This is a genomic window from Pseudarthrobacter kochi, assembly GCF_055412805.1.
In genome coordinates, this window is the sequence record NZ_JBVAYV010000031.1 from 1 (window position 1) to 15,138 (window position 15,138).

At 62.4% G+C, this 15,138-nt stretch carries 15 protein-coding genes, 1 tRNA gene and 1 pseudogene; 11 read left to right on the forward strand and 6 right to left on the reverse strand.

Annotated features, from left to right (window positions below; genetic code table 11):
* The 3 genes and pseudogenes from ACZY0Y_RS14445 to ACZY0Y_RS14455 all read right to left on the reverse strand — a co-directional run.
* A pseudogene (locus ACZY0Y_RS14445) lies at positions 1-99 on the reverse strand (LPD29 domain-containing protein); the annotation flags it as partial.
* Positions 100-741: 642 nt separating this feature from the next.
* Positions 742-1,092, reverse strand: coding sequence for a DUF3846 domain-containing protein (locus ACZY0Y_RS14450; RefSeq protein WP_463886598.1), 351 nt, complete (start codon positions 1,090-1,092; stop codon positions 742-744).
* Between the two features lie 78 nt (positions 1,093-1,170).
* Positions 1,171-1,599: a hypothetical protein gene (locus ACZY0Y_RS14455; protein ID WP_463958700.1), complete on the reverse strand. Its 429-nt coding sequence runs from the start codon at positions 1,597-1,599 to the stop codon at positions 1,171-1,173.
* 518 nt (positions 1,600-2,117) lie between these two features.
* Between ACZY0Y_RS14455 and ACZY0Y_RS14460 the strand changes: the two genes are divergently transcribed.
* Positions 2,118-3,392 carry an HNH endonuclease gene (locus tag ACZY0Y_RS14460; RefSeq protein WP_463958702.1) on the forward strand — a complete coding sequence of 425 codons (1,275 nt, stop codon included), beginning with the start codon at positions 2,118-2,120 and terminating at the stop codon, positions 3,390-3,392.
* A gap of 561 nt (positions 3,393-3,953) precedes the next feature.
* Here the strand turns inward: ACZY0Y_RS14460 and ACZY0Y_RS14465 are convergent.
* Positions 3,954-4,574 (reverse strand): DNA-binding protein, encoded by a 621-nt coding sequence (locus tag ACZY0Y_RS14465; protein WP_463958704.1) that lies wholly within the window; start codon positions 4,572-4,574, stop codon positions 3,954-3,956.
* 212 nt (positions 4,575-4,786) lie between these two features.
* Here ACZY0Y_RS14465 and ACZY0Y_RS14470 point away from each other — a divergent pair, with 212 nt between their 5' ends.
* Positions 4,787-5,437, forward strand: a complete 651-nt coding sequence (locus ACZY0Y_RS14470) for a helicase associated domain-containing protein (RefSeq protein WP_463958705.1) — start codon at positions 4,787-4,789, stop codon at positions 5,435-5,437.
* Between the two features lie 333 nt (positions 5,438-5,770).
* On the opposite strand, the gene ACZY0Y_RS14475 is transcribed toward ACZY0Y_RS14470, so the two are convergent.
* On the reverse strand, positions 5,771-6,058 hold the full coding sequence (locus ACZY0Y_RS14475; RefSeq protein ID WP_463958707.1) for a hypothetical protein: 288 nt from the start codon (positions 6,056-6,058) through the stop codon (positions 5,771-5,773).
* A gap of 409 nt (positions 6,059-6,467) precedes the next feature.
* On the opposite strand from ACZY0Y_RS14475, the gene ACZY0Y_RS14480 reads away from it, so the two are divergent.
* From ACZY0Y_RS14480 to ACZY0Y_RS14500, 5 genes are read left to right on the forward strand one after another with little or no spacing between them, the layout of a single operon-like run.
* Complete coding sequence (locus ACZY0Y_RS14480) at positions 6,468-6,899, forward strand: LexA family protein (protein ID WP_463958709.1); 432 nt, start codon at positions 6,468-6,470, stop codon at positions 6,897-6,899.
* Between the two features lie 26 nt (positions 6,900-6,925).
* The gene (locus ACZY0Y_RS14485) at positions 6,926-8,206 is read left to right on the forward strand and encodes a Y-family DNA polymerase (RefSeq protein WP_463958778.1); all 1,281 of its coding nucleotides are present in this window, start codon (positions 6,926-6,928) and stop codon (positions 8,204-8,206) included.
* A gap of 36 nt (positions 8,207-8,242) precedes the next feature.
* Complete coding sequence (locus tag ACZY0Y_RS14490) at positions 8,243-8,581, forward strand: hypothetical protein (protein ID WP_463958711.1); 339 nt, start codon at positions 8,243-8,245, stop codon at positions 8,579-8,581.
* Entirely contained in the window at positions 8,578-8,952 is a 375-nt protein-coding gene (locus ACZY0Y_RS14495; protein WP_463958713.1) for a hypothetical protein, read from the forward strand. Before ACZY0Y_RS14490 ends, ACZY0Y_RS14495 begins: the two co-directional genes overlap by 4 nt.
* Before the next feature lie 43 nt (positions 8,953-8,995).
* Positions 8,996-9,268: a hypothetical protein gene (locus ACZY0Y_RS14500; protein WP_463958714.1), complete on the forward strand. Its 273-nt coding sequence runs from the start codon at positions 8,996-8,998 to the stop codon at positions 9,266-9,268.
* A gap of 22 nt (positions 9,269-9,290) precedes the next feature.
* Here the strand turns inward: ACZY0Y_RS14500 and ACZY0Y_RS14505 are convergent, their stop codons facing one another.
* Positions 9,291-10,610, reverse strand: coding sequence for a site-specific DNA-methyltransferase (locus ACZY0Y_RS14505; protein WP_463958716.1), 1,320 nt, complete (start codon positions 10,608-10,610; stop codon positions 9,291-9,293).
* Positions 10,611-10,745: 135 nt separating this feature from the next.
* Here ACZY0Y_RS14505 and ACZY0Y_RS14510 point away from each other — a divergent pair, with 135 nt between their 5' ends.
* The 4 genes from ACZY0Y_RS14510 to ACZY0Y_RS14525 all read left to right on the forward strand — a co-directional run bounded on the left by ACZY0Y_RS14510 (position 10,746) and on the right by ACZY0Y_RS14525 (position 14,846).
* On the forward strand, positions 10,746-11,630 hold the full coding sequence (locus ACZY0Y_RS14510) for a DNA adenine methylase (protein ID WP_463958718.1): 885 nt from the start codon (positions 10,746-10,748) through the stop codon (positions 11,628-11,630).
* A gap of 305 nt (positions 11,631-11,935) precedes the next feature.
* On the forward strand, positions 11,936-13,363 hold the full coding sequence (locus ACZY0Y_RS14515; RefSeq protein WP_463958719.1) for an McrB family protein: 1,428 nt from the start codon (positions 11,936-11,938) through the stop codon (positions 13,361-13,363).
* Positions 13,363-14,607, forward strand: a complete 1,245-nt coding sequence (locus tag ACZY0Y_RS14520; RefSeq protein WP_463958721.1) for a 5-methylcytosine restriction system specificity protein McrC — start codon at positions 13,363-13,365, stop codon at positions 14,605-14,607. The genes ACZY0Y_RS14515 and ACZY0Y_RS14520 overlap by 1 nt, the downstream gene beginning before the upstream one ends.
* 156 nt (positions 14,608-14,763) lie before the next feature.
* A tRNA-Leu gene (locus tag ACZY0Y_RS14525) sits at positions 14,764-14,846 on the forward strand.
* The last annotated feature ends 292 nt before the right edge of the window (positions 14,847-15,138 follow it).

The following is a 15,138-nucleotide window of genomic DNA, read 5'->3' on the forward strand; positions in this document are numbered from 1 at the left end:
GGCCTTGACGGACTTCTCCTGTGGCCCGCCGGTCCATGCAACGAAAACGGTGGCGCCGCCGCTGTATTTCTCCGTCCGAACGGAAAAGCGCAGACCTGCAAACTCCTCTTTTGAGTGCCTTGCGGATGAGCGCGGCCGTGTCCGTGGCGGAAACGTAGATGGTGGTTGTCATGGTGTTGCTCCTTCTAACCGAGAAGTTGGGTGAGTGGGGCGGCCAATGGTGACCGGCCAGCTTCCCAGCTCCCCCGTTGTTTTTTTGTTGCTGGCAAGCTCGCTTGCTCGGCGGCCGACGGAGGCCTGTCTACCGCAGGCAAGGGGAAGGAAATTCCTGGAGGAAATCAGCGACGCAGGAGCGCCGGAGGGACATTTCCTGCACCGCGGGCCCCGACGAAGGAGGGGCTGGACGGGCTGGAGCGGACGCCTAGAATCCGCAGGACAGCAACACAAAAACGTCGCAGACGTAGACAGGGCCAGGGCGTCCGGAGCCCTGCGACGGAGGCACTGGACCCAACAGCCGGCCGCGCCAGCGGACGCCCAAATAGGGGTGAGCGCTGCGAACCATTTATAGGCACCCCCGGGATCTGCTCCTGGTGTGCTGCGGCCGGCTGGCCGCGCCGCTCTGGCTCCCGCGCCTGAGCCTGCGGTTGGCGGTCCGCCGCCGGTAACCAGAAGCGCCCGCCAACCACGACGGCGGACCGCCAGCGGTGACCGGCCATGAAGGACCGGCCACCGTCCTGGGTGTCAGCTCACCGGCTGGTGCAGTCCGAAGAGTTGCTGTGCCAGGTCGATCAGTTCCTCGGGGACGTCGGCCTCGCCGCCGTTGTCCGTCTCGCCCAGGAACACGGCGTTCCCGCAGTAGACATCGGTCAGGACTCCGGTTTCTTCCAGGACCAGCTGGGCGGCGCGGCGGTTAGGGGCGAGGTTCAGGATTTTGCCTTCCTCGTTGAGGTAGAAGTGCCAGTCGTAGCTGCTCACGGCTTCGATGTTTCCGGCCACGAGGGTTTGCAGGTTCGCACACGATGCGTCGATGGTTTCGACCCGTGCGGGTTCGCGTCCGTTGGCGGGGATGATCAGGGCGGTGCAGGTGCTCATCAGGGGTTGTCCTCTCAGGTGGTGCGGTGGGGGTGCGGTGCCCCGCCGCTGTCGGCGGGGCACCGGCTCTGGCGCTGGTTAGGCGGCGTTGACCGTGTAGGGCATCCGGTAGCGGGACGGAAGTTCGGCGGCGGCTTCCGGGAGGTCATCCGGGCCGTGGGCCTGTCCGTTCTTCCAGTGGAAGAACGCCTGTTCGGTGATCGCGTCCCATTGGCGGGCCTTGGTCCGGTAGTAGGTGCAGCTCACGTCTCCCTCGCAGTACGTGGCGACTCCGAACAGGTTGCCGATGCTGTCAGCGGTCCGGGTGGCCGCGACCATGACATAGGGCCACTGGCCCAGGTCCCAGCCATCGCAGCCCCAGCTGGGGATGACGGCCCAGCCTTCGGCTTCGATGAGTTCCATCCAGTCGTAGCCGCCGTTCTCGTGGTAATCGCCCAGCACGGTGACGCCGTCGATGGCTTCCCCGGTGTCCTTAGTGGTCACCGTCTTGGTTGAGATTGCGTTCATGGTGTTGCTCCTTCTTGTCCGAGAAGTCGGGGTGAGTGGGGCGGCGTAGGTGACCGGCCAGCGTCCCTGCTCCCCCGTTGTTTTTTTGTTGCTGGCAAGCTCGCTTGCTCGGCGGCCGACGGAGGCCCGTCCACCCGCAGGGCAAGGGGAAGGAAATTCCTGGAGGAAATCAGCGACGCAGGAGCGCCGGAGGGACATTTCCTGCACCGCAGGCCCCGACGAAGGAGGGGCTGGACGGGCTGGAGCGGACGCCTAGAATCCGCAGGACAGCAACACAAAAACGTCGCAGACGTAAGAACAGGGCCAGGGTCACCGGAGCCCTGCGACGGCGAACCTGGACCCAACAGCCGGCCGCGCCAGCGGACGCCCGCTTCGGGTCATTGGCCTGAAGCGTAACGGAAACCTGTGCGAGCCCTGCTGGCATGCTCGTGGTTCAACGGCGCGTTGCTATTGCCTCGGCGGCTCCGGGACAGCCGTTTGGCTTAGCATCGCCCGGGATAGCGTTCGGTATAACCGTCATGGCTGGCGGCTATCCTAGCGCTGACAGGCATCACCTGTGCGGCGGGTTCGTCGGCACTGGAAGACGGGACGACGACATGCCACGCACAAGGGTTTTCGCCGGCAATAGCTGCGAGATTTGCGGGCGGACTATCCCCGCGAATGGCACAAGCATCGCGCAGCAGCGTAAGGCCCGATTTTGTTCGATGACCTGCCGTCGCGCCGCATCGACCTCCCGCGATCTGACATGTGAACAATGCGGCAAGGCCTTCAGCGCGGCCGCCACTCGGGAACGTGCCCGCTTCTGCTCAGTTGCATGCCGCGCCGCGGCCGGGCGCAGGGACGTCACCTGCGAGCACTGCGGCAAATCGACCAGCTTCAAAGCCAACCGGGCGAAGCGTCAACGCTTCTGCAACCGAACCTGTATGTTCGCCGCGTTGGGCTGCTCCATTTGCTCCAAAATCCGCCCCGTGGATAGGCAGGCGGCCGGAGACAAGTTTTGTTCGGACGATTGCGCGGTGACGGCTCACCTTGAGGAACAGGCGGCCCAAACCGGGCAAATCTTCGCCGTGTGCAGCGGATGCAAGAGGATACGCCCAGGCGATGACTTCACGAAAGAAAAAACCAACCGCAACGGTCTCGCCAACGAGTGCAAAGACTGCGCCCGCGGCTATTACGAGCAAAACAAGGACAGGTACCGGCTGCGGCGCTACGTCTCCCGAGCAGCGCCGGGAGGCATCGTCATTGAGTTCACGCCGGCCCAGAAGGCGGCACGCTTCTCGCTTTGGGGCAGACGCTGCTGGATGTGCGGAATCGAAGGCGCCACACAGGAGGACCACGTCAAGCCCATAGTCAAAGGAGGTTCCCACTGTTTGTCCAACCTGAGACCCATCTGTCGTTCCTGTAACTCATCAAAGGGCGGCCGCTGGCCTCTGGCCCCGGACAAGCTCCGCGCAAAATTCCGTCACCCCAACCCACGGACCGGAAAGGACCAGGAGATTCCTCGCAAGCCTCGCGTCGAATGGACCTGCCCCCAGTGCAACTCCACATTGATGATCAGGGCTCACCAGGCAGATTCCATAAAACACTGCTCCAAGAAGTGCAGCACTGAATCCCGCCGGACACGCTACGTGGTCAAGAAGTGCCTCAACCCGCTGTGTCGAAAACGCTTTGAGGTCCCCGATCGCAAAGGGCCGAGCGAACGGAAATTCTGTTCTATCGAGTGTGCCTGGATTGCTCGGGACCGGCCGGCCCACTGGGGCGGCATAGCCGACGGCCAGCTCCGGCTGTTCTAGCCGCCGAGTCTCGGTGAATGAGGTTAGTCCGTCCCGAATCAAGGTGCATGCTGCGGTGCCTGGCGGGAAGGTGCTGCCCCAGAGGTTCTGCTGGTACTGGCCGTGCTCTTTTCGCGGTTGCTTTGGGGTTCGCTGGTGCTGGTCGGCGTTGATCTTGCCATCGGACAGGCCAGCCCCCGGCGATATATTCATGGTGGCGTTGAACGTAGCGATTGCCTGGCGAAAAGCCGGCACCATGTGCCGGCTCTTTCTGTTTACCTCGGAAAAAAGACATCTCACGGTGCAGCTTCGATGCTGCAGGGACTCTGCGGGAGTTCCCCGCGGCGGAAGTGCAGCCGCCACGGTAGCAGCGGCAGGCCGGCCGACGGCTGGCGGGCCTGCCCCGCACCGGTCTACGAGTCCTGCCGGAACAGTGCCGTGAAAACGGGCCCGGTAAGAGGTCGTCGAGGCCGCCAGGGCTGTCAGTGACAGCACGAAGTTCATCAGCGATTCCATGAGGTCCCCGTTGCCTCCCCTCCCCCCAAGAGGCCAGGGAAGTCAGGTAGAACCCTGCCGCGCAGTTCAGAGCTGGGGGCCGCCGCCACTGGTTCGCTTGGCCCGGTCATTCTTGTCCGGGGTTTCCGGCACGATGCGCTGCAGGAGCGCGTCGTGCGCCTTTTGCAGTGTCTCTGCTCTGGCCTCGGCCGCGGCCAGCCTGGCAGCTGCGCCGGCTGCGATGTTGCTGGCCTGCTGTTCGGCTGTACGTGCCTGCTCCAGCTGCGCCTTCATCGCCGCGGCCTCGGATTCCAGCGCGGTGATCCGGGCAGTGAGCTCGGTGACGGCCGCGTCCTTCTCGGCACCTACTTTGTCCAGATCAGCGACGAGTTCGGAGATCTCCAGCGCCAGGTCCTTCTTCTCCTGCGCCCAGACCGCTTCGGCGGCGGCGTGCCGCTCATTGGCCAGGGCGGACGCTTCGGCCCAGCAGGCCCCGGCCAGGCGAGCGGCCTGTTCCAGCACTGCCGCCGGCGTCGCGGCAACCTGCCCGCCCGCGGCCTGCTTCTCCTCGACCCACTCCTTCAGGTAGCGGGTGGCATCGGCGTTGCTCACACCCGCCGCTGCCCGCACCGTCGAAACGGTAGGCCGCCGCTCAGCACTGATCTGCTCCGCAGCAGCAAACACGCGGTCTTTCACACTCAACGCCACGGCGACAACCTTATAAGTAGTAGGAGTAGTAGTAACAAAACTACTACTCCTACTACTACTTGGCAATACCGCCGGTCGAAATGCCTCCTCGGCTCGTCGTTTCCGCGGCCTCCGGGAACCGGCGGCCCGGCCGGACGCCGGGACCGCGCGCCGGGGGCCCGCGTTCGCCGCGCCCGCCCTGCCGGGGAGGGTCGTGGCAGGATGGAGCCACTATGGACAGGCGGTTGCGGCGCGCTCCGGACGCGGAATGGGTGTTGATGTACCGGCTCGGGCTGAGCCGGAAACGCATCGCTGAGCTGGTTCGCGTTCATCCCGCCGTCGTCGGCTATCACTTGGTCATCGCCCGCCGCCGGGATCTGGAGCTTGAGGCCGAACACGAGGCCGCTGCCGGCGCCAGAACCGGCCCCTCCCCCAGGAGCCTTGCCCGGATGGAGGAGGTCATCGCCTGGATTACGACCGAAAGCCGGCTCCCCCGTGGCCACTCGGAGAACAGGGGTGAACGCTCGATGGCCCGGTGGCTCTCTGAGCGCCGGCGCGAAGCAGCCGAAGGCACCCTTGACCCGGCCTACAGCCATGGTCTTGCCCGGGTTCCGGCATGGGCCGGGAACCACAGGGCATCTGCGGACGAAGCCAGGTGGCACGACCGGCTTGCCGAGCTCGTGGATTTCCGGCAGGAAGGCAACGACTGGCCTCGCCACCACGACTATGACTCAGAGCGGGAACACACTCTCGGAGTCTGGATCCACGCCCAGCGGTACAAATGGCGCCGAGGCGACCTCGATCCCGTGAAGGTCAAGCTCCTGGACGACGCCGTTCCGGGATGGCAGACGGGGAGGACCCGGGGCCGGCCTCCCCGGCGGTGACCGGGACATCGCGCCTCCCGCCGCCGGCCAGCGGTCATGACGTCACTGCTGCTAGTAGACTCAGAGCGGCTCTCCAGTCCCCTCAGCTTGGAGAGCCGGGAGCCTCCGCGTTTGAGTCCTGGACTCGCGCGGAGGCTTTTCTCATCCACCAGCAGAAGAAGCTCGGGCTGCTAGCAGTTGGCGCTCAAACCGGACGCGACCTCGGAGAGAGGGCATCGATGACCGGGCCGTGGCCCCTTAGGCGGCCGGTACTGCGCCGCGGACTCCCGCGCGCGTGCGGCCGGGAAGCGGCGCGACGCTTTCAGGGGCCGGGTGCGGAGTCGGTTGAGGAAGTCAGGCCGGGGCTTCCATCACGGCGAGCGGCAGTTCGCGGTGGATAAGGTAATCGCACGCTGCCGGGCCGGTCATTCTCAGACCCGGGCACCGTCGTCCACGGTGTTCAGTGCGGACTTTAGCTGCGCGTAGACCGGCGCTGAACTGCTTGCCACCCACGGGTACAACGCCATCGAGCCCGCACCAGCTCAGGTACAGGCCATACAGTTCCTCGACGCTGAGACCGTCCCCGTCCGGATCTGCGGCGACGCATTCAGTAAGGAAATCTTCCAGTGGTGTCTTCGTCATCGTGGCCTCCTGCATCCTGGCGGCGTGGCCACGCAAATGAAACAGCAACAGCATGAATGTGAAGCATGACCGGCCCAGAAACGGACGTAAAACACTAAGAATCTAGGAGCACCGATTTCCCCTGTCAACAGGATCTTCCGGAGTGAACCCGGTAGGCGCCATTGGCTGCCTCTGTATGTCCGAGGCAGGGGCCGCGGAGGCCGTCCACAAGCCGAAACAAAGGAACAGCGAGGGCCCGCCAGGTTGTGCCCACTGGGGTCAAGCGGAGCCCTCCGCACAGCTCAGGGCTGTCCCCATTGGCGTACAACCCGTCCCGCCAGCGGCCCGGTCCGGAACCCGATAGTTCCTTTGTCGGCCCGCCCCAGTACACTTGAAATGAATCGAACATATATTCGAATAAAGGTGTGTTGTGGGCGTTGCTGTTGGTCCCCGCGTGATAGATGCGGGCGCATCGTTGTTGTCGGTGCTGATCTCTCCGGTCGCTGTGGCGGCCGGATACCCCTCGCCCGCGCAGGACTACTTTGATGGCCGGATCGACCTGAACGAGCACCTGATTAAGGACATCACCAGTACCTATGTCGTGCGGGTGTCCGGGGACTCGATGGAGGGCGCCGGGATCAGCGACGGCGACGAACTGATCGTCAACCGTGCCCTGGAACCGGTGGACGGGTCCGTGGTCGTTGCGGTCCTGGATGGGGAGCTGACCATTAAACGGCTGCGGATCACCGGAACCGGGGTGGTGCTGCAGGCGGAGAACCCGTCCTACCCGGACATCCGGGTGCCGTCGTTGTCGGACCTGGTCGTGTGGGGCGTCGCAACCCGATGCCTTCATTACGTCTAGGGCCGGTCGTGTCCAAGCCGGCGGTGATGCGGCATCTGCCGCAGATCGCGCATGTAGATGTGAACTGCTTCTATGCCTCGGCCGAGCGGGCGTTCGACCCGTCTCTGGAGGGCCGGCCCGTCATCGTGCTGTCCAACAACGATGGCTGCGCCGTCACCCGCTCCCCGGAGGCCAAGGCCCTTGGTATCGCCATGGGTGAGCCGTGGTTCAAACTCGCCCCGCGGGCCAAGGAATGGGGACTCGTGGCCCTCTCGAGCAACTACGAGCTCTACGGCGACATCAGCGCCCGCGTGATGGAACTCCTCGGCCGGTACTCGGCCTGGCTGGAGGTCTACAGCATCGACGAGGCGTTCCTCGGCGTCAAAGGCACCCCGGAGGAACTCCTGGCCCTGGGCCGGACCATGAAGAATACGGTGAAAAGGAATGTCGGGGTGCCGGTCTGTGTGGGCATCGCGCCCACGAAGACCCTGGCAAAACTGGCGAACAAATGGGCCAAAAACAACCCAGCCTTCGACGGGGTCTGCCACTGGGACTCCGTGCCCGCCTCCGACAGGGAATCGCTGATGCGCCGCCTGTCCGTGATCGAGATCTGGGGCGTCGCCACCCGGCTGACCAAACGCCTCAACGCCTTAGGTGTCCATTCGATCTTTGATCTGTCCCGGGCCGACCCGGTGATGATCCGGGACCGTTTCTCCGTGGTCATGATGCGCACCGTCCTGGAACTCCAGGGAACCCCCTGCATCCCGATGGAGGAAGAACGCATCGGCCGGGACCAGCTCATCTTCTCCCGCTCCTTCGCGACCCCCATCACTACCGCGGCCGGGATCCGGCAGGTCATGAGCGTCTACGGCCAGCAGGCCTCGGCACGGCTGGCCAAACACGGGCTCCAGGCCAAGGTCCTCACCGCATTCGCCGGCACCTCACACTTCAACCCGAAAGACACCTCCTACCCCTCGGTGTGCGTGCCGTTGCCGATGCCGACCGCGGACCCGGTGATCCTGACCAGGGCCGCCCACGCGCTACTGCCCCGCATCTGCGAGGGCATACGGTACGCCCGTGCCGGAATCATGGTCACCGACCTGCGACCCAGCGGCAACCAGGCGCCCCTGTCCCTGTTCGAGAACCCGCACGAGGAACGCCACGTCGGAACCCTCCTCGAAGACATCACCCGCCGGTACGGGCGCGGATCCATCGGCCTGGGTCATGGAGGCATCCGCGGCGGACCGGACTGGACCATGAAACGGGACATGCTCTCCCCCCGCTACACCACCCACTGGGACGAACTCCCCCTCGTCAAAGCCGCCTAAACACCCGCCCGACAGCATGACGAAAGACTGCACCACATGACCACCATCATCGAAGCCCCCACCCGGACCAACGATCTTCAGGTCCGGACGGACCCGGCAGGCAAGCCCCTCGCCATCCGCCACGACGGACGGATCTGGCTTGTCGATCCCGACACGGAATCCCAGCACTGGTTCGGACGAGACGCCTGGTGGGACACCCGCCGCACAGCAGCCGTCGGCAGCGGCGACCTCGTCAGCATCGAATACTGGCAAGTTCAGGTCCGCTCCGGCACCCATTCCGCCCTACGGACCGCCACGCTCCGCCGGAACCCGCTCTCCACGCACTGGCTCCTGGACAACATCAGCGACGCCGACGAAACAACCGAAGAAGAGTGAACGGCCAACCCATCACCGATCAGACGTGGGCAGGAATCCGGACGGAATTCACGCTCCCGACCCTGCAGCAGGTACGCCGCCGGCTCTCCGAGCTCATGGAAGACCCCGAACCCGTGATGCGCCAGCTCGTCCGCGTCTTCATCGACGACGGCACCTTCTGCCCGGGCTTCCAGTTCCTCCCCGGCGGACAGCTCCGCCCCACCGTCGTTGTGCTCTTTCAACGTGCGATGGAGCTGGACATACCGCACAACTACTTCACGCTCTGGATGGTCACCCCTTCCAGAGCCCTTGCCGGATCCCGCCCCGTCGACCGGCTGAAAGGCGACCCCGCTCCCCTGTTCCTCGCGCTGGAATCCTACCGCTGGCGCTAGCACCGGCTCTTGACCGCACCGGCGGCGTGGGTAGCGTTGGCCCATGGGACTCATCTACGACAACCCGGACCTGGCTGCCCTGACACTGACGCGGCTCGCCGCCGAAGAATCCGAAGGCCCCGGCGCCCTGGAGTGGCGCATGCTGGAATATCTCGGCGACCTGGAACAGCGCAACGGCACCGCATTCCTGGAGCTGGTGGCCATCACCCTCGCCCGGGTCCATTTCAAATCCCTGGACGAGCTGGCCCGGGCCACCGGCGACGATTCGGCAGCATTGCTGGACGCCGCCGAGGTAGAGGCGCTGGAGGACCCGTAGGGTCAGCCAAGCAGCTTAAATTTCATGCGACAGAAGCCGAGTCCCCAGCGTCAACTATGCGGCCAATCTTCTTGGCGACTGCAGCCGGCCTGTGGGGCGATGTCAGCGTTCCGAATCGCGGAGTGACGTGCACGACTTCAAATGCGCCTCCGCCTGTCCACGATGTCTGAGAGGTAATCCCGCCGCGGTCTGTTCCGTCGACGACCGCTTGAAGTCGTGGGAGCGTGAAATCTAGTACCGTCTGCGTGATGCGTTCGACAGCAATCCAACGCCTGTGCATCTTGTGTGCGGTTGCCGCCGTGGTGCCTGACCCCGCGAAGAGGTCCACGACAAGCTCACCCGGCTTCGTAGCTATGTGGATGATGCGTTCCAGCAGTTCCTCCGGTTTTGGAGTGTCGAAGACTTCAACTTCAGGGAAGAGTTCAAGGAGGTGTCGCTTGGCGTCATCGTTGGTGCCTACGTCGGCGGAACCCCAAACCGTGAAGGGAACCAGTCCTCTCAACTGGTGGGCGAACAGTTTCAGACGGGGCGAGCCGTTACCATTCTTGGGAAACCAGATCCTGTCATCCGCCAATAAGCTTTCGAAGGTTGGTTCTGTGGCGTACCAGCTGCGACCCCGCGGAGGACGCAAAACCGTTCCTCCGGGCGTCACAATGTCGTACTGCTGCGCTTTCCGGAATCCAGGTGCTGTAAACGGTGCGTCGGTCCAGGGTCCACGGGGATCGTGGTCGCGATTCAACAGGTTGGTTTCGTCCTTCACCAGAAGGTTGCGGGACGTTTTCCACGCCCGAGGCCCACTGGGCGCGTAAACCAGAATGGTGTCGTGATTTGAGGAGAAAGCCGCGCGGCTATCTCGGGTCGTCTTCTTCTGCCAGACAATCGATGTGACGAAGGCCTTCTCACCGAAGACCTCATCCATGATCATGCGGGCCCTGTGGACTTCGGAGTCATCAAGGTGGACCCAGATACTGGCATCCTCCGTCAGATGCGGCTTTACGGCGGCAAGTCTGTCACGAAGCATTGAGAGCCACATCGGGCGCTGCATGGTGTCGTTGTACTGGCGAAAATTGACCTGTGTGTTGAACGGTGGATCGATATAGACAAGACGGACCCCGCCCTCCAGAGCATCCGTGTTCATCGCCAGTCCTTCGATGGCATCAAGGCCATCGCCGATTACTAGAATGTTTGACCGGCGGTCTAAGTTAGTGGAGGTCAGCGGGGTGAGCTTTGGTGAGTTCTTGAGGAGTTCATCGGTTGGCTGAAGCCACTCGTACCCGGTGAGGCCTGAGGCCCTCAGCGTGAGCTCTTTGTTTGGCCACACCAGCTCTACAAAGTCACTCATGCTCTTCACCTCGGGTCTAGGGTCAGCGACCCAATGTCGGAGGCCACCTGTTCAATACAATTCACAATGATCTCACGAGCCAGCTGCCAAAGTTGGCAGGTCTAGCCGCGGAGGCCCACAATTTTCGACACGTTGATGCCCACGACGAACGTCACGATCTCGTCGGCAGAAACCGAAGCTCGTGCCAGCAAGCCCTTCCTTAAGTGGGCTGGCGGGAAGAGCCGTCTGCTACCTAAAATCCTTCCGTATGTGCCGGATAGCTTCGTCAATTACCACGAGCCGTTCTTGGGCGGCGGTGCCATGTTCTTCGCAGTCCAGGGCAGGATTCAGGGCCGCGCCCACCTCACCGATCTCAACGAAGAACTCATCAACGCGTGGATCGCCGTCCGTTCACATCAAGACGAACTGCGTCCACTCCTCGCCTGGTACAAAGAGCGCGACTCAAAGGACTTCTACTACGAGGTGCGAGCCGCAACCACAGAAGGCCTCGTGGCCCGCGCAGCGCGTTTCATCTATCTGAACCAGACATCCTGGAATGGGCTGTGGCGTACAAACTCCAAGACGGGCGCCATGAACGTTCCATGGGGCGATCGACCCTTCCGCGGCCTGACCGATGAAGCGCTTCTTGGTCTGCAGAACACGCTCTCCGTCGCCGACGCGTACTTTGGAGACTTCCGCGAAGCATGCTTACGTGCGGAGCCAGGGGACTTCGTCTATCTCGATCCTCCCTATCTGCCCGTATGGTCGAACTCGGACGAGAAAGAACCGACCTCAAAGTTCAACAAATACACCTCCAAGGTCTTCGGCCTGCCAGACCTGCAGGAACTGGCTGATATCTGCACGGTCCTAACTGCTCGGGGTGTTCGATGGGTCATGTCCAACCGTGACAACGAACAGGTCCGGGACCTTTTTCCGGATGCAGATATCATCGGGTTCACAACGCACCGCTCGATAGCCGCGCAAAGCAAGAGGGCCGTGGAAGCTCGACGTTCCCCCGAGACCATCATTATCGGAAAGTAGGATCCCTCTTGGCCGCACAACCCGTAGAAGCAGTCTGGATCTGGTACTTCGGAAAAACCGCTCAGAAAGCCACCTACGGCCGGTTCGACGGAGACACCAGCTACACAAAGGACTACTTACAGGTATCCGGATTGTGCCGAGACCTTATGGCAGACCTCCTACCGCCGAATGATGGGGGTGAACGTACCAACCTGACTTTCAAATGGCCTGGCGGCCAAGCTGAAGGGTTTGTCAAGCACTCAGTGGACAGGCACCACCTCACCTGGCGCACGGTTCTGGGAGCGCCAGCTCCTTGGAGGCTCAGCGTGACACCGACCCCTAGCGGTCCGGGCACGATTCCTGGCAACCCTGAGGGGGCCACGGCCAACGAGGCTGACAGCCACCTCGAGGCGTTCGAGGAGCTTGGGGTTAAGGCGTACCTTATGGCAATAAAGCTCCACGGAGAGACCAACGTCCTCCATATCCGCGCATACATTCAAGACCCGACACCAGAGTTGAAGTTTGCTGACACAGCAGCACTGCCCCAGGCCATTCAGGCAGTCGTAGCGAAGGCAATTCCTACTCGGTCTTGCGCGTCAATCTTGCTCGAAGGTGGAGGGGCAGCACTAACCCCTGACGTTGCCGAAGTCCTGCAGAAATTCGAAGATAACCCGAATTTGCTTTTCGTTGGTCCGCCAGGCACCGGCAAGACCGTGCTGTTGGAGCGACTCACCAAGTACATCGAGAACCCGGGCACTGGGATTCTCTTCGATCCCAGCAAGAACCACGACGCGTGGTCCGAAGAATCGGCATCCCTCGCTCCTGGAAAAACGCGCACAGTGGTCCTGCACCCCAGCTACTCCTATGACAACCTCGTCCTCGGTCTAATGCCCGAGCCGGCCGCCAATGGTGGGGTTGCAATCAAGGTGGCCACTGGGCCACTCGTGAATCTCGCTCACTATGCGTCAGCGGGCGAGAATGCCGCGATCCTGATACTTGACGAGTTCAATCGCGGCAATGCCGCCGCGATACTCGGCGATACTCTCGCACTGCTCGACAAGGACAAGCGCGGGACAGCATTCGTCGACCTTCCGTACGGCGACTTGAAGGTTGACGTGCCCGGCGAGTTTGCGGCCGACGGAGTTACCACCGTCAACTCTCGATTTACATTGCCACCAAACCTATGGATTGCCGCCGCGATGAACAGCAGCGACCGCTCTGTTGCCCCATTGGACGCCGCTCTTCGTCGCCGCTTCTCCATCGTCGAGATGCCGCCCGATTACGAGGCACTGAGCCAGCACGTAAGTGCCGATGCTGAGGCCGACCTCACTCTTCCCTGGGAACTATGGACGTCCGGTGCCGTCAGTCATCTGGCCGTCGTGCTCCTGAGAGCTATGAACGATCGCATTGATGCTGTCTTGGGCCAGGACTTCCGTCTGGGCCAGAGCAATTTTTGGCATGTTTCGGGTGACTCGGCTACTGAACGGCTGCATTCGCTCGCCGTGGCATGGGACCGCAGGGTCACCCAAACCCTCCGCCTCGCTCTCCAGGACAACGACGATCTTCTGGGTGCTCTCCTCATCGCCGGTACGTCCGACAAAGCTGTCAAGAATAACGGAACGCAGGCGGCATGGTGGAAGGCGTCCGATTCTTCGCTGGGAACCTACGGAAGTCCGCGGCTCCACTTCAATGAACTGGCAGCGCTGGAGACGGGAGAGCTACATACTGAGCTTCTGCGCCTCGCCGCTCTGTGATGGAAGACCGCGTCAGATTCCGGGAACACATACCGGGAGACGCAACCACCGAGACGGCAAAGGCCATCGAAGAGGCAGTCGGACGCTTGAAGATCGAGCTGGCCCCGACTCTCAAACAGTTCGCACGACCAAATAATCAGATCGAGCTTCGTAACCTGGTCGGCTCCGTCCGGCTGGGGAGCGGAGCTGTCCTTGAAGTCGAACCCAAAGTGGGATCCGAGGTCAATTGGACCGAAGCAGTCGTCCAGTTACTCACAGACAGCACGCGCATATCGGTAACCGGATCACAACGCTCGAAACTCGGGCCTCGTCGAAATGACCTCTCCACAGCCGTCGCCTTCGAATATGCTCGCCGTCTGGAGCGCGCGGTAGCCCAAGAAGGCCCCATTCAAGTCTATGAACACCACAGGCTGACTTCCCGTCGCTTGAACGGACATCTCAACGTCGGGAAGTGGGTAAGGAGCGCTCTGCTCGATCCGACAATCTTTCCCATCGAGCGGGACGACTTGACCGTCGCAAATGACTTCACCCGTGGCCTATCCATCGTCGCCGGTAACTTCCGGCGAACCGTAAGCGATGCCAGCCTCTTTTCGCGCCTGCGACTTCTGGAAACGTCCGTGATCCCCGGCCACCCCGCGCCAACCTACGTTAATCCGGCCGTAGCCAACCGAAATTTGCCATCTCAATGGGCAAAGTACAAGCCAGCCTGGGACATTGCCGCCGCCGTCCTGAAGAACCGCTCAATCGTGGGAGACCCCGGTCGTTCCATAGGTCTAGAAGTCGCGGTCGAACCCTGGCCACTGCTCGAGACGCTTCTAGGACGTGTCCTGAGCGCTGTGGCGCGGACACCTGGGATGCAAATTGACGTCGGGACGAAGGGAAAGCACCCATTACTCTCAAATGCCGGAGCAACTGCCACCAATGTCATTCCCGATGGCGTCCTTAGCCAACGAAGTAAGATCGTGGCCACTTTTGAGGCAAAATACACACTCCCCGGGGAAACACCCCGCGACAAACATGTATATCAAGCCCTCGCCACGGCCGCTGCCCTTCATTCGCCCCTCTCGATCATCGTGTATCCGGGCGACGAGCCTATAAAGAGATACGAAGTTACCGGGTTTAACAGCGCACCTGCCCACCTGGTTACAGTCGGGTTGAAGATGTACAGCTACAACCGTGGGGACGGCGACGAGCAGCGGGCTGCGATCATCCGGCAGATCCTTGCATCAGTTCCAGGTCCTTGACATGGCCGCCGAATTCGCTGCTGTCTGGCCCATAGAGGTTCGACCCACGTTTCGGTTTCGCGGGCGAATCTGCGATAGTCCGTTATGCTGGACCTCGCTGCCTACACAACTTTGCTAGTCCGGAGTCTGTGGCTGACAGTACGTGGAAGAAGTTGCGCGCGAGTGGCGGAACGGCAGACGCGCTGGCTTCAGGTGCCAGTGTCCGAAAGGGCGTGGGGGTTCAAATCCCCCCTCGCGCACGCAAAGTAGTGAGTCGAGGCTCATTTTGATACACCCCGGTCTTCGGACCGGGGTTTATTTCTTTGGTCGATTCCGAAAGATGTCTTTGGTCTGGGGCGGATTATTCGGAACCGGGGGCTTCCGGCACGACGCATTGCAATAGCGCCTCGTGTGCTTCTGCAGGGTGTCTGCCCGCGCCTCGGCCGCGACCACCCTGGACGTTGCATCGGCTGCGGTGCTGCTGGCCCGCTGTTCGGCTGTTCGTGTCTGCTCCAGCGGCACCGAGAAAATAGCCGCGACGTCGTGAGACCT

Bases quoted from the DNA above. Each gene is read 5' to 3' on its own strand.
- ACZY0Y_RS14450 (WP_463886598.1), bottom strand. From the start codon at position 1,092: ATGAGCACCTGCACCGCCCTGATCATCCCCGCCAACGGACGCGAACCC.
- ACZY0Y_RS14455 (WP_463958700.1), bottom strand. From the start codon at position 1,599: ATGAACGCAATCTCAACCAAGACGGTGACCACTAAGGACACCGGGGAA.
- ACZY0Y_RS14460 (WP_463958702.1), top strand. From the start codon at position 2,118: ATGGCTGGCGGCTATCCTAGCGCTGACAGGCATCACCTGTGCGGCGGG.
- ACZY0Y_RS14470 (WP_463958705.1), top strand. From the start codon at position 4,787: ATGGACAGGCGGTTGCGGCGCGCTCCGGACGCGGAATGGGTGTTGATG.
- ACZY0Y_RS14475 (WP_463958707.1), bottom strand. From the start codon at position 6,058: ATGACGAAGACACCACTGGAAGATTTCCTTACTGAATGCGTCGCCGCA.
- ACZY0Y_RS14485 (WP_463958778.1), top strand. From the start codon at position 6,926: ATGCGGCATCTGCCGCAGATCGCGCATGTAGATGTGAACTGCTTCTAT.
- ACZY0Y_RS14490 (WP_463958711.1), top strand. From the start codon at position 8,243: ATGACCACCATCATCGAAGCCCCCACCCGGACCAACGATCTTCAGGTC.
- ACZY0Y_RS14500 (WP_463958714.1), top strand. From the start codon at position 8,996: ATGGGACTCATCTACGACAACCCGGACCTGGCTGCCCTGACACTGACG.
- ACZY0Y_RS14505 (WP_463958716.1), bottom strand. From the start codon at position 10,610: ATGAGTGACTTTGTAGAGCTGGTGTGGCCAAACAAAGAGCTCACGCTG.
- ACZY0Y_RS14510 (WP_463958718.1), top strand. From the start codon at position 10,746: ATGCCCACGACGAACGTCACGATCTCGTCGGCAGAAACCGAAGCTCGT.
- ACZY0Y_RS14520 (WP_463958721.1), top strand. From the start codon at position 13,363: ATGGAAGACCGCGTCAGATTCCGGGAACACATACCGGGAGACGCAACC.